The 21,506-nt window shown below is 69.5% G+C and carries 19 protein-coding genes; 9 read left to right on the top strand and 10 right to left on the bottom strand.

Annotated features, from left to right (window positions below):
- Positions 1–114: 114 nt before the first annotated feature.
- The gene (locus ACH41F_RS06060) at positions 115–1,161 is read right to left on the bottom strand and encodes a YncE family protein (RefSeq protein WP_398833348.1); all 1,047 of its coding nucleotides are present in this window, start codon (positions 1,159–1,161) and stop codon (positions 115–117) included.
- Positions 1,162–1,440: 279 nt separating this feature from the next.
- Between ACH41F_RS06060 and ACH41F_RS06055 the strand changes: the two genes are divergently transcribed.
- A complete protein-coding gene (locus ACH41F_RS06055) occupies positions 1,441–2,655 on the top strand; it encodes a GNAT family N-acetyltransferase (RefSeq protein WP_398833346.1) in 1,215 nt (404 codons plus the stop codon).
- Positions 2,656–2,752: 97 nt separating this feature from the next.
- On the opposite strand, the gene ACH41F_RS06050 is transcribed toward ACH41F_RS06055, so the two are convergent.
- Positions 2,753–3,151, bottom strand: a complete 399-nt coding sequence (locus ACH41F_RS06050) for a hypothetical protein (protein WP_391232148.1) — start codon at positions 3,149–3,151, stop codon at positions 2,753–2,755.
- Positions 3,152–3,381: 230 nt separating this feature from the next.
- On the opposite strand from ACH41F_RS06050, the gene ACH41F_RS06045 reads away from it, so the two are divergent.
- The 3 genes from ACH41F_RS06045 (at position 3,382) to ACH41F_RS06035 (ending at position 8,028) form a co-directional block, all read left to right on the top strand.
- Entirely contained in the window at positions 3,382–4,365 is a 984-nt protein-coding gene (locus ACH41F_RS06045; protein ID WP_398833342.1) for a BtrH N-terminal domain-containing protein, read from the top strand.
- 440 nt (positions 4,366–4,805) lie between these two features.
- Positions 4,806–7,355, top strand: a complete 2,550-nt coding sequence (locus tag ACH41F_RS06040; RefSeq protein ID WP_398833340.1) for a discoidin domain-containing protein — start codon at positions 4,806–4,808, stop codon at positions 7,353–7,355.
- 280 nt (positions 7,356–7,635) lie between these two features.
- Positions 7,636–8,028 carry a hypothetical protein gene (locus ACH41F_RS06035; RefSeq protein ID WP_391232153.1) on the top strand — a complete coding sequence of 131 codons (393 nt, stop codon included), beginning with the start codon at positions 7,636–7,638 and terminating at the stop codon, positions 8,026–8,028.
- A 150-nt stretch (positions 8,029–8,178) separates the two neighbouring features.
- On the opposite strand, the gene ACH41F_RS06030 is transcribed toward ACH41F_RS06035, so the two are convergent.
- The 3 genes from ACH41F_RS06030 to ACH41F_RS06020 form a co-directional block, all read right to left on the bottom strand.
- The gene (locus ACH41F_RS06030; protein ID WP_391232154.1) at positions 8,179–8,565 is read right to left on the bottom strand and encodes a hypothetical protein; all 387 of its coding nucleotides are present in this window, start codon (positions 8,563–8,565) and stop codon (positions 8,179–8,181) included.
- Positions 8,566–8,597: 32 nt separating this feature from the next.
- A complete protein-coding gene (locus tag ACH41F_RS06025) occupies positions 8,598–8,972 on the bottom strand; it encodes a hypothetical protein (RefSeq protein ID WP_391232155.1) in 375 nt (124 codons plus the stop codon).
- A 69-nt stretch (positions 8,973–9,041) separates the two neighbouring features.
- On the bottom strand, positions 9,042–9,545 hold the full coding sequence (locus ACH41F_RS06020; protein WP_398833336.1) for a hypothetical protein: 504 nt from the start codon (positions 9,543–9,545) through the stop codon (positions 9,042–9,044).
- Between the two features lie 439 nt (positions 9,546–9,984).
- Between ACH41F_RS06020 and ACH41F_RS06015 the strand changes: the two genes are divergently transcribed.
- Positions 9,985–11,067, top strand: coding sequence for a ScyD/ScyE family protein (locus tag ACH41F_RS06015; protein ID WP_391232157.1), 1,083 nt, complete (start codon positions 9,985–9,987; stop codon positions 11,065–11,067).
- A gap of 129 nt (positions 11,068–11,196) precedes the next feature.
- Here ACH41F_RS06015 and ACH41F_RS06010 read toward each other — a convergent pair whose 3' ends face one another.
- The gene (locus ACH41F_RS06010) at positions 11,197–11,592 is read right to left on the bottom strand and encodes a Rid family hydrolase (RefSeq protein ID WP_391232158.1); all 396 of its coding nucleotides are present in this window, start codon (positions 11,590–11,592) and stop codon (positions 11,197–11,199) included.
- Between the two features lie 139 nt (positions 11,593–11,731).
- Here ACH41F_RS06010 and ACH41F_RS06005 point away from each other — a divergent pair, with 139 nt between their 5' ends.
- Complete coding sequence (locus ACH41F_RS06005; protein ID WP_398833334.1) at positions 11,732–12,715, top strand: helix-turn-helix transcriptional regulator; 984 nt, start codon at positions 11,732–11,734, stop codon at positions 12,713–12,715.
- Positions 12,716–12,784: 69 nt separating this feature from the next.
- On the opposite strand, the gene ACH41F_RS06000 is transcribed toward ACH41F_RS06005, so the two are convergent.
- Positions 12,785–13,663, bottom strand: a complete 879-nt coding sequence (locus ACH41F_RS06000; protein WP_398833331.1) for a helix-turn-helix transcriptional regulator — start codon at positions 13,661–13,663, stop codon at positions 12,785–12,787.
- A 103-nt stretch (positions 13,664–13,766) separates the two neighbouring features.
- On the opposite strand from ACH41F_RS06000, the gene ACH41F_RS05995 reads away from it, so the two are divergent.
- A complete protein-coding gene (locus ACH41F_RS05995; RefSeq protein WP_391232161.1) occupies positions 13,767–14,462 on the top strand; it encodes an SDR family NAD(P)-dependent oxidoreductase in 696 nt (231 codons plus the stop codon).
- Between the two features lie 119 nt (positions 14,463–14,581).
- On the opposite strand, the gene ACH41F_RS05990 is transcribed toward ACH41F_RS05995, so the two are convergent.
- The 3 genes from ACH41F_RS05990 to ACH41F_RS05980 form a co-directional block, all read right to left on the bottom strand.
- Positions 14,582–15,181 carry a DUF305 domain-containing protein gene (locus tag ACH41F_RS05990; RefSeq protein ID WP_391232162.1) on the bottom strand — a complete coding sequence of 200 codons (600 nt, stop codon included), beginning with the start codon at positions 15,179–15,181 and terminating at the stop codon, positions 14,582–14,584.
- Positions 15,157–16,527, bottom strand: a complete 1,371-nt coding sequence (locus ACH41F_RS05985) for a DUF1996 domain-containing protein (protein ID WP_398833328.1) — start codon at positions 16,525–16,527, stop codon at positions 15,157–15,159. Before ACH41F_RS05985 ends, ACH41F_RS05990 begins: the two co-directional genes overlap by 25 nt.
- Positions 16,528–16,683: 156 nt before the next feature.
- A complete protein-coding gene (locus tag ACH41F_RS05980) occupies positions 16,684–18,387 on the bottom strand; it encodes a discoidin domain-containing protein (protein ID WP_398833658.1) in 1,704 nt (567 codons plus the stop codon).
- A 458-nt stretch (positions 18,388–18,845) separates the two neighbouring features.
- Between ACH41F_RS05980 and ACH41F_RS05975 the strand changes: the two genes are divergently transcribed.
- Together ACH41F_RS05975 and ACH41F_RS05970 are read left to right on the top strand one after the other, a co-directional pair.
- On the top strand, positions 18,846–19,838 hold the full coding sequence (locus ACH41F_RS05975; RefSeq protein WP_391232165.1) for a substrate-binding domain-containing protein: 993 nt from the start codon (positions 18,846–18,848) through the stop codon (positions 19,836–19,838).
- 278 nt (positions 19,839–20,116) lie between these two features.
- A complete protein-coding gene (locus tag ACH41F_RS05970) occupies positions 20,117–21,262 on the top strand; it encodes a glycoside hydrolase family 19 protein (protein WP_391232166.1) in 1,146 nt (381 codons plus the stop codon).
- Positions 21,263–21,506 lie beyond the last annotated feature (244 nt).

Genomic DNA, 21,506 nt, shown 5'->3' with positions numbered 1-21,506 from the left:
GCCGGGTGGCAGTCCCCGGCGGCTCGTGCTGACGTGACCGCCGCTGCGTGGGCAGCGCCGGTCACGTCGTGCCCCGTCGATCTGCCAGGGCTGAATCCGAGCAGGTGCGAGCCGCTACGCGGGGATCACGTGCAGGGCCAGGTTCGCGCCGGACTCGCCGGTCAGGGCGAACAGCCGGGTGCCGTCCGGGGACCAGATCAGGCCGTGCGGACGCAGGCCCCGGCCGGTGCCGGGCTCCAGGTCGATGACCCGGGACGGTGTGTCGGCACCGGGCTGGAAGAGGTAGATGTCCTGGCCGTAGGAGTTGTCGATACCCGCGGCGATCTCACCCGTGACGGACACGGCGGCCGCGTTCGGATAGAAGGTCGTGGGATACGTGTGCGTCACGGTGAGGTCGCTCGGCCGGAACGCCAGGTGTGTGTACGGATAGCCCCCGACGATGAAGAGAGTGGCGGCGTCGGGGGAGAAGGCGAGGTCGTTGATGGTGCCGATCCCGCCGGGGTTGTCCTGGGTAGTGCGGACGACGGGCTTGCCCGTGCTGACGTCGTAGACCGTCACGGTCGACGATGTCACGTACTGCTCGCCGGCGATCACCACTCCGGGCGCGGACGGTGAGGACAGCAACATGGGTGGGCCCGCCCAGGTGCCCGAGGGCACCAGACCGAGCCGGACGGTCGGACGCGTACCGCTCAGGCGGAGGGAGCCGATGTTGCTGTCCCAGTCGGCTCCGTAGCTGAACCACAGGGTGTCGCCCGAGAGGGCCAGGCGCATCGGGGCGCTCCCGGCTCCGGTGGCGTAGCGGGCCTTCTCCCGGTAGGTGCCGGTGTCGATCGCGGCGATCGCGTCACCGCCGCGGAGCGCCACGTACAGGGTGCGTGAGTCGGGCGACAGCACGAGATCCGCCGCGCCCGGCTTGTTCTTGAGGGTCTTGACGAGTGTGCCGTCGAAGTCCGTCACCAGTATGGAACTCGTGACGATGTCGGCGATGTACAGCCTGCGATGCACGGCGTCCACGGCCATGTCGGCGTGGTACGAGATCGGAAGCGCGGTGGACGTCGGGCTGGTCAGTGGCTTGGCCGCGGCAGGGGCGCTCGTGCCGAACAGCGGCAGCAAGAGCAGGACCAGTACACCGACGGCGGCACGCAGGCCGGGTCTTCTCATCAGGTCGTCGTTCCTCGTCGATCGGGTGCCTGCAGAGGCAGGTGGGCAGGAGTGGGGCACGTGCGACGCCTGCCCCTCCTCGGGGAGTCCATGCGGATCAAGTCGAACAACTTTGCGACTGGCGGGCGCAGTTGACACCTGATGAGGGTGGGGCCGGTCCGGCCGGCGAACTGCCGCACGCTCGGCCGAAATTCGTTTGACCGGGCCGCGTGGCCAGGCTGCACTGTGGCCAGACACCACGGGTCGTGGTGCCGGTAGCCCAAGGAGGCAGCGCCAGCGATGGAGATCCGTTCCACGACCGACAAGGATCTCGACGTCTTCGTCGACACGCTTTACGCCGCCTTCGGGCACTTCCCGGAAACCCCGGTCGACGGCGGCGGGTTGTGGTGGTCGGCACTCGAGACGGACCGCTGCCTGCTCGCCCTGATGTCGGACGGGCGGCCCGTGGGCACTGCAGCCACGCACTCCTTCGAGCTGACGTTGCCCGGTGAGATCCTCGTCCCGGCCCCCGGTGTGACCGCCGTCGGAGTCCTGCCCTCGCATCGGCGCCAGGGCGTGCTGAGCGCGATGATGCGGCATCAGCTCGCCGAACTGCGGGCTGAGGGGGAGTTCCTCTCCGTGCTGCTGGCCTCCGAGGCCTCGATCTACGGCCGGTTCGGCTACGGACCGGCGACCTACACGCAGCGGCTCACGGTGCAGCGCCACCGGGGCGCGCTCGCCGTCCCCCGGGCGCGCAGAGCGGCAGGCCCGGACAGCGGCTCGGTCGAGGTACTGCGCCGAGCCGAGTGCGGCGAGATCCTGGAAGAGGTCTACGACCGGTATCGCCGCGCCCAGCCCGGCGCACTGTCGCGGCCGCACCGCTGGTGGGCCCTGCGCGCGGGGCAGCCGCCGATCTCACCGGCACCGCGTTACATCGCCGTCCACCGTGATGCCGACGGCGCCCCGGACGGCTATGCCAGCTACTCGCTCGAGTCCGGCACGCTGACGGTCGACGAGATCATCACCAGCGACGACGGTGTCTTCACGGCCCTGGCCCGATTCGTGCTCGGCCACGACCTGGTCGACAAGGTCGCGTTCCGGCACGTCCCGCCCCAGCACCCGCTGCGCTGGCAGCTGGCGGACTTCCGCGCCGGTGAGGTGAGCGATGACATGGACTGGCTCTGGGTGCGACTGCTGGACGTCCCCCGCGCGCTGACCGCGCGCGGCTGGTTCGCGGACGGGGAGATCGTCCTCGACGTCGAGGACCCCTTCCTAGGCGAGCACGGCCGCTACCTGCTGACAGTCCGGGACGGCAAGGCACAGTGCGTTGCGACGGACCGGGAGCCGGACCTGTCTCTCGACGTGTGCGACCTGGGCTCTGTCTATCTCGGCGGCACGGCCCCGAGCACACTCGTACGCGCCGGACATGTCCGCGCCCACCACCTGGACGCGGCCACCCTCGCCGACACCCTCTTCCGCACCGACCGGTCCCCGCACTGCCTGCACTGGTTCTGACTGCGGGCTCCCCGATCTGGAGGGGCTGACGACGAGCGGGTTGACACCGCTCCGGCGAAGGCGCTCACCATCAGACGCCGCCGACGAGTTGGCGTTGTCACCCGGGCACGAGGGGGACGGTGAGGGTGAGGTGGTCGTCCTGGGCCTCCTGGGGCGCGTCCAGAGCCTTCATGCGGGCGGCCAGGTGGCCGATGACTCGTCTGGTCAATGCTTCGTCCCAGCTGGCCACGCCCTCGGGGGAAAGGCGCTTCTCGTCCTCCGTCGGCGGGGTGCTGCCGAAGAAGCGAGCCGTGTCCATGTTGACGACCCAGCATGCCAGCGCGACCTCGGCCTGCCCAGGTGCCGTCAGCTGTACGCGGACATGGGCGCACATGGTGAACCCGTCTCCGCCCAACTCGACCGTCGTGGACGGTTTCCCGCCGTCGGAGGCCTGCTGCATCAGCTCTCGTACGGCCGGTTCCACCACGGCTCGCGCCATGGGTTCCGCGTAGACCATCTGTCTCCCTGTCGAGATCGAGCTTGTACGCCTCGGGAACGACTGCGTCGAACGGCTCTTGACCCGCCGACGAGTTGATCCTGTGCGAGGTGCGAGGTGCGAAGCTCTGGCGTTCGTCCGGTGGCATGGATCGACAACTGACGGCTCGTCGCGGGTACTTCAGCCTAAGGAAGCTGGTCGAGCCGCGCCAGACGGCCGCGTCAGGGTGGTCGAGGGGGAGAATCAGCGTCATGGTCTTGGTGAAGGACGTCGATACCCGCGGTGGACAGCACTGCGAGACAACCGCGCTGGGCGTGCTCCTGCGTCACGAGGGGCTCGACCTCTCCGAACCCATGCTGTTCGGGCTCGGCTCCGGGCTGTCCTTCGTCTACTGGGACAGCAAGGCCATGGACTTCCCGTTCCTCGGCGGCAGGGTCAAACCGTTCGAGCTCACCAGGAACCTGGCCGCCTGTCTCGGGCTGGATCTCCTGGTCGAGGAGACCACCTCCGCGCGCAAGGCATGGCGGAACGTGGCGGCACCCCTCGACACCGGTCGGCCCGTCGGTCTGCAACTCGACAGCTTCCACCTGGGCTACTTCAGCACCAAGGCGCACTTCGGCGGGCACGTCGTGGCCATGTACGGCTATGACGAGCACGACGCCTACCTGGTGGACACCGAGGCGCAGGGCGGCGCCGTCTCGACCAGCCTGGAGTCCCTGGCCCGCGCCAGGGCCGAACGCGGCCCCATGACCGCCAGGCACCGCTCCTTCACCGTCACGGCACCCCGCGGCCGGCCGGAGCCGCAGGAGCGGATCATCCCCGCGATCAAGGCCTGCGCGCACGCCTTCCTGAACCCGCCCATCGCGAACCTGGGCCATCGAGGCATCGAGAAAGCCGCCGGGCAGGTGCCGAAGTGGCTGCGGCGGAGCGGCAGTCCGAGGGAGGACCTGCCCAGGGTGGCCCTGCTCATGGAGAGGGCCGGTACCGGCGGCGCCCTGTTCCGCAATCTCTACCGGGACTTCCTCGCGGAGTGCGTCCAACTGATCGACAGCAGCAACCTGCGCACCGGTCACACGCTGTACGACGAGGCCGCCGCCCTGTGGACACAGGTGGCCGCACTCCTCACGGCGGCAGGGGAGTCCGGGGATCCCCAGGACCTCACGCGGGCCGGAGACATGCTCCAGGAACTCGCGCGCATCGAACGGGACGCGATGCGGGCGCTCAGCATGCTCTGACCGGGCCTCTCACGTCCTGGCGCCGACCCGGGTGGCGGATACCGCTCCCGCCAACCGTCCACGCCGCCATACCCCCGCGGCGAGAGCGCGCAGGCGAGGCCACCACGGGGCGGACGGTCTCGTCCGGGCCGTCCATGAGTCGGGCTGCGACGCCCGTTCTGCCGGGCGCGGTCAACAGGGCCGCGGGTATGCGCAGTCGGGGCTGATCGAGGACCACCCCCGTTGACGGGCGCGGCCCGGTCAGGCCATGTCGTCAACCTGTCAAGGGATACGACAGAAGCGGGTCCGGAAAGATTTCAACTTCCGAAGGCTTGCCGAGACTTGGAACTCATCAGTTAAATCAAGACGTGAACTAAGCGTCGCAACAGTGACCTTGGCGTACAGCCGTGTCCGTTGTCGACGCGTTCGTGCCCTTTCCCGACGCACCCGCAGGGACCTCCATGAGACTCAGAGCCCTGGGTGTCGCGCTCGCCTCCACGGCGGCGCTGATCACCCTGCCCATGATCCCACCAACGGTGGCCGCGGCCGCCGACGCCAACCTGTCCCAGGGCAGAACGGTGACGGCGTCCTCGAACGAGAACGCGGGCACGGCCGCGGCCTACGCCGTGGACGGCGACACCGGCACCCGCTGGTCCTCGGCGGCCACCGACGACCAGTGGCTCCAGGTCGACCTCGGAACCAACGCCACCCTCAGCCAGGTCGTCATCAACTGGGAGACGGCCTACGGCAAGGACTACAAGATCCAGACCTCGGCCGACGCCGGCACCTGGACCGACCTGCGCACGGTCACCGGGGGAGACGGCGGCACCGACACGCTGACCGTCTCCGGCCAGGGGCGGTACGTACGACTGCAGGGCCTGCACCGGGCGACCCAATGGGGTTACTCCGTCTGGGAGTTCCAGGTCTTCGGCAGCACCGGCACCTCACAGCCCGGCACCTGCTCGACCGCCAACTCGGCCCGCGGCAAGACGGCTACGGCGTCCTCGACGGAGAACGCCGGCACCCCGGCCTCCGCCGCCGTCGACGGAAACGACTCCACCCGCTGGTCCAGCCAGGCCTCCGACCCGCAGTGGCTGCGCGTCGACCTCGGCTCGTCCCAGGACATCTGCAAGGTCGACCTGAACTGGGAGGCCGCCTACGGCAAGGACTTCCAGATCCAGGCCTCCGCCGACGGCCAGAGCTGGAACACCCTCAAGACCGTCACCGGCGCCACCGGTGGCCGTGCCTCCTACGACGTCAACGGCACGGGCCGCTATGTCCGCGTCCTCGGGACGGCTCGCGGCACCGTGTACGGCTACTCGCTCTGGGAGTTCGCCGTCCACACCACCTCCGGTGACACCAGCGGCCCGATCCAGGGTGGCGGTGACCTCGGCCCCAACGTGATCGTCGTCGACCCCTCCACGCCCAACCTCCAGCAGAAGTTCGACCAGGTCTTCGCCCAGCAGGAGTCCGCGCAGTTCGGCTCCGGGCGCTACCAGTTCCTGCTCAAGCCGGGCACCTACAACGGGATCAACGCCCAACTCGGCTTCTACACCTCGATCTCCGGGCTCGGCCTGAACCCAGACGACACCCAGATCAACGGTGACATCACCGTCGACGCGGGCTGGTTCAACGGCAACGCCACGCAGAACTTCTGGCGCTCGGCGGAGAACCTGGCCATCACGCCGTCCAGCGGCACCGACCGCTGGGCCGTCGCGCAGGCCGCGCCGTTCCGCCGCATCCACGTCAAGGGCGGCCTCAACCTCGCCCCCAACGGCTACGGATGGGCCTCCGGCGGGTACATCGCCGACTCCAAGATCGACGGCACGGTCGGTCCGTACTCGCAGCAGCAGTGGTACACCCGCGACAGCTCCGTGGGCGGGTGGACCAACGGTGTGTGGAACATGACGTTCACCGGAGTGCAGGGCGCCCCGGCGACCAACTTCGACACCGGGCCGTACACCACGCTGGACACCACCCCCGTCTCCCGCGAGAAGCCGTTCCTCTACCTCGACGGCAACGACTACAAGGTGTTCGTCCCCGCCAAGCGCACCAACGCCCGCGGGGTGTCGTGGCCGGCCAACGCCGGAACCTCGCTCCCGCTCAGCCAGTTCTACGTCGTCAAGCCCGGCGCGACGGCCGCCACCATCAACGCGGCACTGGCCCAGGGCCTGAACCTGCTGTTCACACCCGGCGTGTACCACCTGAACCAGACGATCAACGTCACCCGCGCCGACACCGTGGTGCTCGGTCTCGGCCTCGCGACCATCGTGCCCGACGGGGGGATCGACGCCCTGCACGTGGCGGACGTCGACGGCGTCAAGCTCGCCGGCTTCCTCATCGACGCCGGTGCCGCCCGCTCCGACACCCTGCTCCAGATCGGCCCCGCCGGGGCGTCCGCGGACCACTCCGCCAACCCCACCACGATGCAGGACGTGTTCATCCGCATCGGCGGCGCCGGACCCGGCCTGGCGACGGACTCCGTCGTGGTCAACAGCGACGACGTCGTCATCGACCACACCTGGATCTGGCGCGCCGACCACGGCGAAGGTGTCGGCTGGGAGACCAACCGGGCCGACTACGGGCTGCGCGTCAACGGCGACGACGTCCTGGCCACCGGACTGTTCGTGGAGCACTTCAACAAGTACGACGTCGTCTGGAACGGTGAGCGCGGGCGCACGATCTTCTTCCAGAACGAGAAGGCCTACGACGCCCCGAACGCCGCCGCCATCACCCACGACGGCATCGTCGGCTGGGCTGCCTACAAGGTCGCCGACACCGTCGCCGTCCACGAGGCGTGGGGACTCGGCAGCTACTGCAACTACACCTCCGACCCCTCGATCGTGCAGCACCACGGTTTCCAGGTCCCGGTGAAGGCGGGCGTCAAGATGCACAACCTCCAGGTCATCTCCCTGGGAGGCAAGGGTCAGTACGCCCATGTCATCAACGACACCGGCGCCCCGACCTCGGGGACGGACACCGTGCCGTCGAAGGTGACCTCGTTCCCGTGATCCCCGGGAAAGACGGCGCCTGAACCGCCGAACCGGCTGCCGGGGCCGGCCTGAACCAACGGCCCCGGAGTCGGCAGGGCGCCCGCGGGCGGTGAGATGCACGTCCGGGCATCTCACCGCCCGCTGCTGGACCGGGCAGCGTGGCCGGAAGAACGGCCCGGGCCCAGGTTAGGTGGCTCTAGGATGACGTGCCCGGCGTGCCGATGTGACGCGTCGCGGGAGCAGTGGGGGAGACGGTGGAGCCCGGAAGACATGAGTTCGGCGGCGTCGGGCGGGTCCGGTGACCAGCGACCGTGAGCTCGCACGGCAATGGGAGGAGACGCGCCGTCGCCTGCGCTTCGGGCAGCGCTTCACCGGCACGGTGGTCCTGGTGCCCAGACCGGGCAACATCGGGGTCTTCGTCGACATCGGACTCGCCGTCAGCGGCTTCGTCGACGTGATCCTGCTCCCTGAACACGGCGAGTCGTGGCCGACCGTGGGCACTGTGTCCGAGTTCGAGGTCTGGTGGGCCGATGAGCGGCCCCAGGTCCGGTTGAAGCCGGTGGATCCGCGGTTCCTGAGGGAGGACTTCGCCGACTACCTCAGCCGCTGGCGCCCGGGATGGCCGCAGGAGCAGGGACTACCGATCCTGGCCGCCGACGTGCCACCCGCGGAAACCGGAGCCGTCGGCTGAGGTGGTGCAAAGCCGCCCGCTCTGGCCCGAGCGGACCCCACATCCGGCCGGCCTCCGGCACGAGGGCGCGAGCCCCCGGAACATGCCTCGGCCGCCTTCGGGTGTCGCTGGGACTCCCGTAAGGCGGCCGGCGGCGTTCGGGCGCCGCCGTCAGCAGGGCTGAGGGATGCCGTTGCCGATGCGGGTGGGGACCGGGTCGGTCTCGCTGTAGATGTCCGTGTCCCTCATCCAGCCCCACTTGCCGTTGTCCGCCATGGTGAACAGCCAGCGGTACGGGTGCGGGCCGCCTACATAGGCGCCGGTGTCCCTACGGCACTCGAACCAGCTCGGGTTGGAGTACATGACGCCGACCGGAGTGCTGGTGTCGGGGGTGGCGTAGACCGTGGCGCCCGAGACGTTGTTGCAGTACATGCGCATACCGCCGTCGCCCCACCAGCACGGGTTGGCCGCCTCGGCGGTCCCGGTGAAGACGGTGCCCAGAGCGGCGAGCGACATCCCGGCGACGAGGGCCGAGAGCTTGCGCGTGGACGATTTCACTGCGTTCCCCCTGGAATTGGTGGTGATGGTGGTCAGCACGGACGTACCGAGTCGGTCTCGCTGTAGATGTCCGTGTCCTTCATCCACCCGTACGCGCCGTTGTCCGCCTTGGTGAACAGCCAGCGGTTCGGGTGCGGGCCGCCCACGTACGGTCCGTTGTCGCGACGGCAGACGAACCAGCTGTGGGTGCTGTACATCGGGCCGACGATCCGGTCCGGGATGGGGTAGCCGTCGATCTCCCGTGCGTCGTAGACCGGTGCGCCGCCGACGTTGTAGCACCAGTAGTAGCCGTTGCCGTCGGGACCGGTGCAGGCGCTGGCCGCCGCGGCGGTTCCCGCGCCCGCCAGGCCCGTGCCGGTGGTGACGGCGGCCAGCAGCAGGGCGGTGAGAGTTCCTCTTACGCGCATCGCGCGCTCCTTCATGATGGATCGTCCCGGCGAGGCGCGTACTCACGCGTCCTCCGGGAGTTGTCAGCCTTACGCGTCGAAGACCTTGAAGTAGGCGATGTCGTCGTTCGCCCGGTCGCCCACGTACGACGTGGCGTAACCGTAGTAATAGAAGGTGGTCCGGCCGTCGTTGAGGACGGCCTGCTGCCCGTCGCAGTTGTTGTAGGTCCGGAACGACGAGATCATGTAGCGCGAAAGCCCGGTGTCCAGCAGGTAACCGTCGCTGTCACAGGGGCCGTAGTCCCCGTAGACGTGGGTCACGTCGCCGCCGAACCCGGCGTGCTGGTACCAGCTCATGAGCAGCGTCCCGGCGCTGCTCCGAGTCGCCGCCGTCCTGTCGTCGGAACAGGTGCGGCTCTTCACACGGGAGGCCTTTTCGCCGGGCTTCACCCGTTCCACCACCACCGTGCAGTACCTGCCCTGCGCCGTGTCCGAGGCCTCGGCCGAGGCCGACACCGGCGAGGCGAGTCCGACGAGACCCATCAGCGAGGCGGCCAGCGTGAGCGTGGCCGCCGTTCGGGTGCGTAGATGCATGGAGTTCCTTGCGGCTGGGACGGCAGAGGGCTTTCGAGATCGAGAGGCTAGGGGAACGCGGGCCGCGACGGTCCTGACAGATGTCAGGGGGCGCGGGGCCGGGTCGACGGTCGGTAGGCGGCGGCGCGTGCTGTCGCCCCGAACCCGCGGGACAGCCGCCCCTGTCGGCGAACCGACTGAACGGCAATGCCGCGGTTCGATCGCCTGACCGGCGCTTTTCCCGCGGCAACGAGCGGTGCCGCTGTCCCTTGCCTGGGCGGGCGTTTTTCCGCCCCGGATAAAGGTGTTGAGGCTTTCTGGAGGGCTGCTAGATATGGAGCCCAGCCGAATTCGACAGGCAGGGACATGCGTTGTGATCTCGCTTAGTGTGACTCCCGCGTTTACTGATCCGCTTTCCTGAATGCTGCGGAGCGCGCGACGGAAAAGGGAGCGATGGGGAATGTCGAATTCACGTAAGGGCCGTACGAGATGGGCGCTCGCACTGTCGGCGGGCGTCGTTGCCGCGCCCCTGGCGACCGCCGGGCCTGCCGGTGCCGCGACGGCCGGGACCGATGACGTCTCGCAGGTGACGGTCAAGGTGGTGGCGTCGGGGTTGAAGAACCCCCGGGACGTCACCGCGCTGAGCGACGGCAGCCTGCTCGTGGCGGAGTCCGGTGAGGGACTGCCGGGCTGCCCCGTGGGCCAGGTGTGCGTGGGCAAGACGGGTGCGATCTACAAGGTCAAGGGGTCGTGGCAGGGCCGTGTCGTGACGGGCCTGACGTCCTTCGGCCCGGGTGCCGCGCCGGGGGCCGCGGTACAGGCCCTGGGTCCGGCGAGCGTCCTGCCCGACCCGTACGGCGGGTACCTCGTGCTGAACTCCGGCGGCTTCGACAGCAACGGCCGCGCCGCGCTGGGGCCGGAGGCCAAGACGCTGGGCACGCTGATGCGCACCCGTGACGGTTCCATCGTCGCGGACTACGTCGACCACGAGACGCGGCTGAACCCCGATGGCCGCGAGCCGTACGCCAACCCGTGGAAGGTGCTGCGCAGCGGCGGCAGCTACCTGACCACCGACGCGGGCGCCAACACCGTGCTGCGCACCACGGGCGGCACCACGACCACCGAGTTCGTGATGCCGACGAACGAGAACGACCGCGACGGCGTGCCCACCGGCATCGCGCGCGGCATCGACGGCACGACCTACGTCGCGGGCCTGGGCGTCTACGAGGGCCAGTCGCGGATCTACAAGGTCGGCCCCAACGGCCTTGAGCTGTGGGTCGACGGTCTGACCAACGTGGTGGACCTCGCGGTCGCCCCGAACGGTGATCTGATCGCTCTGACGTACACCCCGGGCTACCTCGAGGACCCGCCGCAGCCGAGCAAGGTCCTCAAGATCAACCCCGCCACCAAGGCGGTCACCGAGATACCGACCGGCGACCGGCTCATCATGGGCACGGGTCTCGACGTCAACCGGGACGGGAAGATCTTCATCGTCAACAACGCCCGTGGCACGAACGGCGAACTGCTGAGCCTGACGTACTGACCCACTCCGGCGGCGTCGCCGGTACGTGTCTCCTCCGTCACCCCGACGTGCCAACGCCCGTCATGAGCGGCCCCGCCGGTGGCACCCCCACCGGCGGGGCCGCTCACGCATCCGTGCGACGGCGCCTGATCACGCCACCGCGGTCCCCTCCAACTCGACCATCTGACCAGGGACCGCCAGCCGTACCACCCCGAGCATCGTCATGGTCGGGGCCACCGCGGCAGCGCCCAACCGAGCCGCCAGCTCGCCGTAGTGCTGGAAGAGCAGATCGACGTCGGTCGTGTAGACGTTCAGCCGCACCAGGTGGGCGAGCGTCATCCCCGCCTCGGCGAGCACGGCCTCCAGGTTGTCGACGCTCAGCCTCAACTGCGCCGCCATGTCTTCCTCGTGCTGTGGCTTGCCGTCCTCGCTCATCGCGGTCTGGCCCGAGACGTACAGGGTTCGTGTGTGCCCGGAGACGACCTCACCCTGGTTGAAGCCCAACTCCACCGACCACCGCACCGGGTTGACGGCCGTTCGCTCCATCACCGCATCAGCTCCATTCGATTCATCGGGAGTACGTACGTCCTTGGGCTCACGCTGGGCGCCCGCCTCGACGTCGCGCTGACGAGCCTGCCAACAAATGACGACACCCTTGGTCACGTATTCCGTTAGTGTTTTTCGCATGCGCGCCGACCGGCTGGTTTCTTTGGTGTTGCTGCTGCGTCAGCGCGGCCGGCTGACCGCGGACACGCTCGCCCGGGAGCTGGAGGTGTCCACACGCACCGTGCTGCGCGACATCGAGGCGCTGTCCGCGGCCGGGGTCCCGGTCTACGCCGAACGCGGTCGACACGGCGGGTTCGTGTTGTCGCCCGGTTTCCGCACCGAGCTCACCGGGCTCAACCACGACGAGGCCCTTGCCCTGTTGACCGCCGGAACGGGGCGTGGCCAGCAGGTGTTCGGCCTCGGCTCGGCGCTCGCCTCGGCCATGCGGAAGGTGGTCGACGCGCTGCCCGAGCCCCACCGGGCCACCGCGAGCGACGCGGCCCAGCGATTCCTCGTCGACCCGGACACCGACCTGCTCTCCCGCCGGCTGGTCACCAAGGAGGTACCCGACAGCACCATGGTGGAGGTCCGGCGCGCGGTGCTCGCCGGACACAGACTGCGCATCCACTACGCGGCCACGGACCAGGCACCGCAGTGGCGCACGGTGGAGCCGATCGGTCTGGTCACCGTCCGCGGCCGGAGCTATCTGCTGGCCACGAGATCCGGCGCGGACCGCACCTACCGGCTGTCGCGGATGCTGGCCGCGGAGGAACTCCCCGAGCCGGCGCAGCGGCCGAGCCGGGTCGACCTGGACCGGATCTGGCGGGAACGCTCCGCGCAGTTCCTCGGCGGCGATCACATCACCGTGCAGGTACGGGTCGATCCGGCCCGACGGGAGGACCTCCTGGACACCGCGCTCGCCGTCCGAGCCGAAGAGCCCGACGCCGACGGCCGGTTGCGTCTTGAGCTGAGTTTCCAGGACGCGCGACACGCCGAATGGGCCCTGTGGCAACTCGGTACGGACGCCGAAGCCCTCACCCCGCCGTCGCTGCGCGCCGCCCTGCGCGACCGCGCCGCCGCGATCGTCGCCCGCTACGCGGACTCGGGCCGCGACGACCGCTGACCGGCGAGAGCGCCAGGGTACGGGCAGGACCGAGGCCTGACCTGGGACGGGGTGCGGCCGTCCCGAGGCCTACGGCGTCGAGAACAGGCCGGGCCCCGAGGGTGCGGGCCCGTCGGCGCGGACGCCGTGAGTGACCCGTAGGAACTCCAGCTTCTCGGCATCGGCCGTACCGGCGGCCACCGTATAGACGACGAGCCGGATGTCACTGCCCGGGACGGTGAGGACGTCGCAGTCGCAGATGACCTCACCGACCTGCGGATGCTGGATGGTCTTGCGGGACGAGACGTGCGGGCCGACCGCGCCCTCCTCCCACAGCCGCGCGAACTCCTCGCTCGTGGCCCGCAGTTCCTCGACGAGGTCGTTCAGTGCGCGGTCGTGGGGATAGGTGAGCAGGGCCGTGCGCAGATCGGCGACGAGGGCGGAATTCAGGGCGTAGCCCTCCTGAAGCACCGGCCAGGCCGCGAGCCCCGAGGGTCCCGTGGTGAAGACCGCTCGCACGAGGTTGCGCTCCAGGTGCGTCCGCCCGCTGGGGTCGCCCAGCAGTGCCGCCCATGCGGGAGTCCAGGAGAGCAGTGTCCAGTCGGCACTGAACACACCCACGGGGTATTCGCCGAGACGAGCGAGCATCCGTTGGACCCCCGCCGGAACATGTGTGGAGATCGTCCCCTCCTGCGGAGGCAGGAGACCGGCCAGGCGGTAGGCGTAATCGCGTTCGAGGGGCTGCAGCTGAAGCGCCCTGGCCAGGCTCGCGACGACCTGTGCCGAAGGGCTCGTGGCGCGCCCCTGCTCCAGTCGCACCACGTAGTCGACGGACAGTCCCGCCAGCTCGGCCAGTTCCTCGCGCCGCAATCCCACCGCACGCCGTCCGGGCCCCGCGGTCCGTCCGACGTCGAGGGGTGAGAGCCGGTCACGCCAGCGGCGCAGCGCCGTGCCAAGGGTTTCGTCCACCCGCCCATTGTGTCCGCCGGGCAGCCGCTGTGCCTGGTACTGGCGGTCCTACCGTCGCAGGGGGCACTGGTTGCCGTCCGGCCGGGGGCCGAGAGTGAGACGCATGACGACGACATTCATCACAGGAGCCAACAAGTCCCTCGGGTATGAGACCGCCCGTCGCCTGATCGAGGCCGGGCACACCGTCCTCGTCGGTGCTCGTGATCCGGAGCGAGGCAGGGCGGCCGCCGACGCACTCGGTGCCCGTTTCGTGCAGATCGACGTGACGGACGACGCGTCCGTGGCCGCGGCCGCCGCCGATGTACGGGCACGAGAGGGCGGCATCGACGTCCTGATCAACAACGCCGGAGTGCCCGGGCCACACCATCCCGCCGACCAGATCACGGCCACTGACGCCGTCGAGGTGTTCGACGTCAACGTCGTGGGGATCGTGCGGGTGACCCACGCGTTCTTGCCGTTGCTGCGCACGTCCGCGAACCCGGTGATCGTCAACGTGTCCAGCGGCTTGGGGTCCTTCGCAGCCACCCATGACGCCGGGCGCGTCGAAGGGCGGGTGCTGGCGCCGCTCTACACTGCGTCGAAGGCAGCCGTGACCATGCTGACCACGCAGTACGCGAAGGCGTGGCCGGACGTGAAGGTGAACGCGGCCGACCCGGGCTACACCGCGACCGACTTCAACGGGCACAGCGGCCCGCAGACGGTGACCGAGGGGACCGACGCGATCGTCGCGCTGGCCACCATCGGGCCGGACGGCCCGACCGGAGCCTTCCGCGACCGTCACGGTGACATGCCCTGGTGAGCCGTCCCGGACCGGTGCCCCGCCCGAACTGTGGGAGCCGCCAGTACCCGTTTCCATGGTCCCTTCGACGCGCCCCCATCACGGGTGGCGCCCGAAGACCCCATGCCGCCGCCTCCCTGTCACCGTTTCGGCGGCGCGGTCCGCGCCGGGCGCAGGTCGTCCAGCCGAGTTAGCTGGTCAGCCGCGGCATCGGCGATGTCCGCGGCGAGTTCCTTCGCCTTGCCCGCCCGGCCCTGGGCCCGCTCGCCGGTGCAGAGGGTCCGGGACTGGGTGAGGTGGGCACGCAGCGCCTCGGTGAGGATCTGCTCGAACCCCGCGCCGGTCATGTCCCGGGCCCGCTCGATCGTGTCGAGAGGGACCATGCCGGGCATGGTGTGCCCCTCGTGAGGGCGGGTGTCGGGAGCGCCCGAGAGCTTCAGCAGTTCGCGCAGGTCTCGTAGCTCTGCGCGCAGTCGCGATCCGGTGCCGGCCGCCAGTGCCGTCACCGCTGTGTCCGCGGCGCGCGAGGGAGCCAGGTCGGTCAGAAGCAGCGCACGCTCGTCCATGGGAATCATCAACTGGATCCATGCGATGTCGGTGTCGTTGAAGGACGCGGTCGGCGATGCGCCGGGCGTCGGTGACGTGCTGGTTGCCGGCTGGGTACCGCAGCCGGCAACCAGCAGCATCATCGCCGTGGCGCACGCCAGACGCAGCGTCAGAAGGTGCCGGCGGAGTTGCACTTGGCCTTCTGGGTGATGCAGTCCTTCACACGCTGTCCTTGAGCGGCGTTGTCCCACGCGTTGAAGAAGTCACCGTGGATGGACGACGCCATGCCGGACGCCAGCCGGAAGCCTGCGGTGCTGCCGCTGGTCGGATAGCTGACCACGAAGGAGAGGTTGGGTATGGCCACGGGATAGGCGCCGCTGCACTTTCCGTCGTAGGTGTAGGCAACGTGCGACTTGTGGTCCGGGCTGTCGAGGTTCTTGCCGTCCCAGCAGTCGGGGAAGACGAGTTGGTGGGTGAGATGGGCCTTGGGCGCGCAGACGGGCCAGTTGCCGTCGGCGCTGCGTCCGATCTCACCGCCTTCGCCGGCGCACCAGTACTGACCGGGCGACCCGGCCGGGGTGGGCGCCTGCGCCTTGGCGTCGCCGGCGATCATGCGGAACCCCTGCGGGAAGGGCACGGTCACCGAGGGGTCGGGGAGCCGGGAACCGTAGTAGACGATCATGCCCTCCGCCTCGACCGCCCTGTCACCCTCGTACAGGGTGGGGATCCAGTACGCCGAGAGGTCCTTGGCGGGGGTGCAGCTGGTCGGCGTGTTGGCGAGCAGCGACTGGGTCGTGGAGAAGGCGTCGGTGCTCTTGTTGCCGAAGAAGCTGTGCATGTGGGACCCGCCGGGAAGGCCCGGCAGGACGATGGGGTCGTCCGGCTTCGAGTGGCTGTAGGAGCAGGTGGCGTTGAACTCCGGGACCCGGACCACGCCCGCGGGCACGGGGGCCGGCGTCATCGCTCGGAACTGCGCCAGCTGCGCGTCCCACTTGGCTTGGTCGACGGGGACCCAACCGGGCGCCGTGCCGTCTCCCGCGCCCACGAAGGAGAACCAGTTGATGTTGACGAAGTCACCCGGTGCCGCGCCGCGCAACACCGCGAACACCGTCTGCGCACCCGTGGGGTGGGTGGTGACGTCGGTGGTCCGCGTGACCCAGTTCTGCCAACCGCCGGTCGGGGAGGTCTGGATGACGGCGAGCAGTGGTCCGTTCAGGCTGGTGGTGCGCAGCTCCACCGTGCCCGAACCCACGGCGGACGCGATCCGCGCGGAGACGGTGAGCCGGCCGGCCGGACCGAGGTCGACGTTGTCGAAGCGCATCCAGTCGCCGTCCGCGAGGAACGCGGCGTTCTGACCGCCGCCGGAGTCCGCGGTCGCCTCCAACACGACGCCTGACTGGGCGGCGTAGGACTCGGCCTGGACGGTGACGGCGGCGGCTCGCGCCTGTGGGGCCGAGACGGTCAGGCCCAGAGCGGCGGCCAGGACGACCACCAGGGCGCCTGCCAGCAGCGTGTACAGATGGACGGGATGTCTGCGCATCTCACTCCTCAGGAGGATCGGGGGTGCGGGGACGAGCCATCGGGATCTCACGCGCGGGGGAGGGGCGAAGATCCGGCGGACGAACGGTTGCGGGTGTCCCGGGCCGCTTCGGGGGGCGGGCGGAGCGGCCCGGGAGTCTCGCGGAGGACTCGGCGACTACTGGTAGACCCGCACGTAGTCGACGAGCATCTTGGCGGGGAAGGGTGTGCTCGCGTCGGTCGGGCCCGGCCAGTCCCCTCCGACCGCCAGGTTGAGGATCATGTAGTGCGGGTGGTCGAAGATCCACGGCCCGCGGGTCTGCTCGACCTGCTCCTTGTCCAGGGTGAACACGGTCCGGCCGTCCAGGCGGTAGGTGATGCCCCGGCTGTTCCAGTCGGCGGTCCAGGTGTGGAAGTCGTCGGAGAAGTCGGCGTCACCGGGCAGCCGGTACGGGGCCCCGATGCCGCCTCCGCCGTTGTACGCAGGAGCGTGGACGGTCGAGTACGCGGTCTTCACGTCCTTGCCCAGGACCTCCATGATGTCGACCTCGCCGTTGTACGGCCACGGCCGGCCGGTCAGGAAGTCGGCGCCCATCATCCAGAACGCGGGCCACAGTCCGTTGCCCTCGGGCACCTTGATGCGGGCTTCGACGCGCCCGTAGGTGAACTGGAACGTCGCGCCGGTGTTCATCCGCGCCGAGGTGTACTGACAGGTGGTGCTGCCGCTCAACGGGTCGCGCGGGCAGGATGTCCCGGCGGTGGCTTCCTTGCGCGCCTCCATCACCAGGTGACCGGCTCCGTCCAGTGCGGCGTTGCGGTGGTCGGTGTAGTACTCCAGTTCGTTGTTCGGCCCGGTGCCGGGATCGGCCCTCCACTTGGAGGCGTCGGGCCTGGTGCCCGCCGTGCCGTCGAACTCGTCGCTCCACACCAGCCGGGGCGGGTCCGCGGGATCGCTCGGCAGGGGAGGAGCGGGTATCGGGGCGCCGCCGGTGCCGTACACCTGGAACTCCCACAGCGAGTAGCCGTAAGGGGTGCCACGCTCGGTGCCGTACATACGCACATGACGGCCGGTCCCGGAGACGGCCAGGCTCTGCTTGAAGCCCGTGCCGGACGTCGTCGAGTAGATGGGCGTCCAGTCGGATCCGTTGGACGAGACCTGGATCTGGAAGGACTTGGCGTAGGCGGGATCCCATTGCAAAACGACCTTGTCGATCTGTGCCGTCGCCCCGAGGTCGACGGAGATCCAGCCCGGATCGGTCCACCCCGTGGTGGAGCTCGTGGCCCAGCGGGAGGCCGGATCGCGGTCGAAGGCCCTGGCCGGTGTGCACTCCCAGCAGTTCTGGTCGCTCTGGGAGGAAGAGGCCGCGCCCGGCCTGCCGTAGGAGAGAAGTCTGCTGGTGTCACCGGTGCCGGCCGTGCCGTAGACCTGGAACTCCCACAGGGAGTAGCCGTACGCGGTGGCTCGCTGGGTGCCGTACATGCGTACATAGCGGCCGGTGCCGGCCACTGCGAGGCTCTGGGTGCCTCCTGTGCCGGTGGTGGTCTCGTGGACGGTGGTCCACCTCTGGGCGTCGGTGGAGACCTCGATCCGGAACGCCTTGGCGTACGCGGCTTCCCAGTTGAGGGCGACCCGGGTGATCTGGGAGCTCGCGCCGAGGTCGATCTGGATCCACTGCGGATCGGCGAACGAGCTGGACCATCGCGTCCCGGGATCGCCATCGACGGCACCCCGAGCGCTGAAGACGGCCTCGGTGCTCGATGCGGTGGCGGACTTCCCCTGGGAGAGCAGGACTTCAGCCGCCTGGGCGGAAGGAGTGGGCAGAGCGACGAAAGCGAGCAGGGAGGCGGCGACGGCCAGGAATAAGCCGAAGCGACGCAACATCGTGTGCACGGGCGACTCCTCAGACGGGGGTGGAGGTGAGGGAGCGCTCCCTGAGGGGAGAATGGTGGTGCCGGTGGAGACTGTCAAGGCTCCTGTTCACCTTGAAAAACGGGGGTGAAACATGCATGGCACATTCAGGGAGCGGTTTCTCACGACCCGGTGGCAGCCATACGGCCGCAAGTTGTCGCATAGGGGAATCGGAGCCCTGGGCAAGTGAGTTGCGCCCCCGCCTGCGGATACGCTGCTGGCATCGCAACGCCGACGCGGAACTGCACGCCGACGTGGAACTGCACGCCGACGCAGGGCAGTAGACGCAGCGCCGCGCGATGACGCAGCGCAGTAGGCGCAGCGCTGCACGACGACGCAGAGCCGCATGACGACGCAGAGCCGGAGGTCGCCTCGATGAGAAAACCCTCCCCGTACAGGGATCTGGGCGACAGCGCAGGGGAGGGACAGCGATGAAACGCCCCACTCTCGAAGTGGTCGCCGCCCGTGCGGGGGTGTCGAAGTCGAGCGTCTCGCGCGTCATCAACGGCGAGACGACGGTCGCCCCGCAGATCCGGGACGTCGTCATGCGCGCTGTGCAGGAGCTGGGTTACGTGCCCAACGGGGCGGCGCGCAACCTCGTCAACGGCCGTACGGACACCCTCGCCGTGGTCGTCTCCGACCCGCCTCAGGGTGTCGTTTCCGACGACCCGCTCTTCTCCGCCGTGGTCCGCGCCGTCAGCAGGCAGCTCGAGGCCGCGGGCAAACGCCTTGTGCTCATGCTCGCCGAATCGGACCAGAGCCGGACCAGAGTGGAGCAGTACATCGCCGGCGGGCACGTGGACGGCGTGCTGCTCGTCGCGCTGCACGGCACGGACCCGCTGCCGGCCGCACTGGCCAGGCAGGGCCTGCCGGTCGTCTCCTTCAACCGCACGTCCGCACAGGGGGTGCCGTACGTGGCCCTCGACAACGCCGGCGGCGCCACACTGGCGGTACGGCACCTCCTGGAGCGCGGGCGGCGCCGGATCGCCACCATCACCGGGCCACTTGAGCTCTACGAGGCGCGCGAACGCCTCGAGGGCTACCGCCGGACGCTGCGCGACACCGGACGCCGCTCGATCGTGGCGCTGGGCGACTTCACCAGGGCCTCCGGCGCCGAAGCCATGCGTGAGCTCCTGGCGGACGACCCCGAGCTCGACGCGGTGTTCGCGGCCAACGACCTGATGGCGATCGGAGCCCTGCGCACCCTCCATCAGGCAGGGCGACGCGTCCCCGAGGACGTGGCCGTCGTCGGCTTCGACGACATCGAAGCAGCGGCCTACACCACCCCCGCGCTCACCTCGGTACGCAGCCCCATGGCAGACCAGGCGACCGCCGCCGTCGACCTCCTCCTCGGCCTCATAGAGGGCGGACCGACGGATCCGGTGATCATGCCGAACGAACTCGTGGTGCGTGAATCGAGCTGAGGGCAGGGGCCGTTGGGGCGCCTCCCTGAGCCGCCGTGCCGGTCGACCGATGACCGGGTGACGCACTCCGGGTGTCATGAGCACGCCTTGACGGCTTTGGCCTAGACCTTTAGCTTCGGAGGGTCACATTCCGTACCTGTGCGCCCACTTCGCGATCTCGGCGGCGCAAACTCCACTACCGGGTACGGAAACGGCCCCCATTCCGAGCCGCAGAGGCAGCCGGTCAGGCGGCTCGGTCGACCGGCCGTTCGCCACCTCACGAGGAGACCACGAACACGATGACCCCCCACGTCACCGCACACGCCACACACAGATCGAGGTACGCCTTCCGCCTCGCCCTCGGCGGTCTGATCACGGCCGTACTGTCCGCGCTGCTCACCGCGACACCCGCGCAGGCCGCCACCGGCACCATCACGGGCCTGGCCGGCAAGTGCGTCGACGTGGCAGGCGCGAACAGCGCCAACGGAACGGCCGTGCAGCTGTACGACTGCAACGGCACCGGCGCCCAGGCGTGGTCCAACCCCGGTGACGGCACGCTGCGGGCGCTGGGCAAGTGCCTGGACATCGTCGACCGCTCCACCGCCGACGGTGCCGCCGTACAGCTCTGGGACTGCTCCGGCAGCGCCAACCAGCAGTGGGTGGTCAGCGGCGCCCGCGACATCGTCAACCCCGCCGCGAACAAGTGCCTCGACGTACGCGACAACAACAGCGCCAACGGCACGCGGCTGCAGATCTGGACCTGCACCGGCGCTGCCAACCAGAAGTGGAACGCGCCCGCTGCGGGCGGCGGCACCGGCAACCCATCAGGGTTCGTGGTGAGCGAGACCCAGTTCAACCAGATGTTCCCGAACCGGAACTCGTTCTACACCTACAGCGGTCTGACCGCGGCCCTGTCCGCCTACCCCGGCTTCGCCAACACCGGCTCCGACACCGTCAGGAAGCAGGAGGCGGCGGCGTTCCTGGCCAACGTCAACCACGAGACCGGCGGCCTGGTGCACATCGTCGAGCAGAACACCGCCAACTACCCGCACTACTGCGACTGGGGCCAGCCCTACGGCTGTCCGGCGGGCCAGGCCGCCTACTACGGACGCGGTCCGATCCAGCTGTCGTGGAACTTCAACTACAAGGCGGCGGGTGACGCGTTGGGCATCGACCTGCTCAACAACCCCTGGCTGGTGCAGAACGACGCGTCCGTGGCCTGGAAGACCGGGCTGTGGTACTGGAACACCCAGTCCGGTCCCGGCACCATGACCCCGCACAACGCCATGGTGAACAGCGCCGGCTTCGGCCAGACCATCCGCTCCATCAACGGCTCCCTGGAATGCGACGGCCGCAACCCGGCCCAGGTCCAAAGCCGCGTGGACGCCTACCAGCGCTTCACCCAGATCCTCGGCGTGAGCCCCGGCGGCAACCTCTACTGCTGATACGCCGACCCAGGCGGGCCGGCGCTGCTTCCGCCGGCCCGCCCCTGCCCGGTGCCTTCCCCGGCGGGACAGTCCCGCCGCGTTGCGTGATCCGGGCCAAACCGCCCTGCCTGACGCGCTATTGTTCCGCCAGGCCTCTTCTCAAGCTTCCGGTCCGGGCCCTTGGGCCACGGACCGAGAAACTGAGAGGGGAACTCTCTTGGAAAACAAGCACACCCTGTGGCCCCGCGTTCGTCGCTTGGCC

Origin of the sequence: Streptomyces sp. NPDC020489, from assembly GCF_044386545.1 — a bacterium.
In the GTDB taxonomy this organism is placed as follows: domain Bacteria; phylum Actinomycetota; class Actinomycetes; order Streptomycetales; family Streptomycetaceae; genus Streptomyces.
Note: the sequence above shows the minus strand (reverse complement) of the source record. Positions and strands in the feature narration are given on the sequence as shown.

What these genes read in the sequence shown, in the direction of transcription:
- ACH41F_RS06060 (WP_398833348.1), bottom strand. Translation starts at nt 1,161, where the DNA reads ATGAGAAGACCCGGCCTGCGTGCCGCCGTCGGTGTACTGGTCCTGCTC.
- ACH41F_RS06055 (WP_398833346.1), top strand. Translation starts at nt 1,441, where the DNA reads ATGGAGATCCGTTCCACGACCGACAAGGATCTCGACGTCTTCGTCGAC.
- ACH41F_RS06050 (WP_391232148.1), bottom strand. Translation starts at nt 3,151, where the DNA reads ATGGTCTACGCGGAACCCATGGCGCGAGCCGTGGTGGAACCGGCCGTA.
- ACH41F_RS06045 (WP_398833342.1), top strand. Translation starts at nt 3,382, where the DNA reads ATGGTCTTGGTGAAGGACGTCGATACCCGCGGTGGACAGCACTGCGAG.
- ACH41F_RS06040 (WP_398833340.1), top strand. Translation starts at nt 4,806, where the DNA reads ATGAGACTCAGAGCCCTGGGTGTCGCGCTCGCCTCCACGGCGGCGCTG.
- ACH41F_RS06025 (WP_391232155.1), bottom strand. Translation starts at nt 8,972, where the DNA reads ATGCGCGTAAGAGGAACTCTCACCGCCCTGCTGCTGGCCGCCGTCACC.
- ACH41F_RS06020 (WP_398833336.1), bottom strand. Translation starts at nt 9,545, where the DNA reads ATGCATCTACGCACCCGAACGGCGGCCACGCTCACGCTGGCCGCCTCG.
- ACH41F_RS06015 (WP_391232157.1), top strand. Translation starts at nt 9,985, where the DNA reads ATGTCGAATTCACGTAAGGGCCGTACGAGATGGGCGCTCGCACTGTCG.
- ACH41F_RS06010 (WP_391232158.1), bottom strand. Translation starts at nt 11,592, where the DNA reads ATGGAGCGAACGGCCGTCAACCCGGTGCGGTGGTCGGTGGAGTTGGGC.
- ACH41F_RS06005 (WP_398833334.1), top strand. Translation starts at nt 11,732, where the DNA reads ATGCGCGCCGACCGGCTGGTTTCTTTGGTGTTGCTGCTGCGTCAGCGC.
- ACH41F_RS05995 (WP_391232161.1), top strand. Translation starts at nt 13,767, where the DNA reads ATGACGACGACATTCATCACAGGAGCCAACAAGTCCCTCGGGTATGAG.
- ACH41F_RS05985 (WP_398833328.1), bottom strand. Translation starts at nt 16,527, where the DNA reads ATGCGCAGACATCCCGTCCATCTGTACACGCTGCTGGCAGGCGCCCTG.
- ACH41F_RS05980 (WP_398833658.1), bottom strand. Translation starts at nt 18,387, where the DNA reads ATGTTGCGTCGCTTCGGCTTATTCCTGGCCGTCGCCGCCTCCCTGCTC.
- ACH41F_RS05975 (WP_391232165.1), top strand. Translation starts at nt 18,846, where the DNA reads ATGAAACGCCCCACTCTCGAAGTGGTCGCCGCCCGTGCGGGGGTGTCG.
- ACH41F_RS05970 (WP_391232166.1), top strand. Translation starts at nt 20,117, where the DNA reads ATGACCCCCCACGTCACCGCACACGCCACACACAGATCGAGGTACGCC.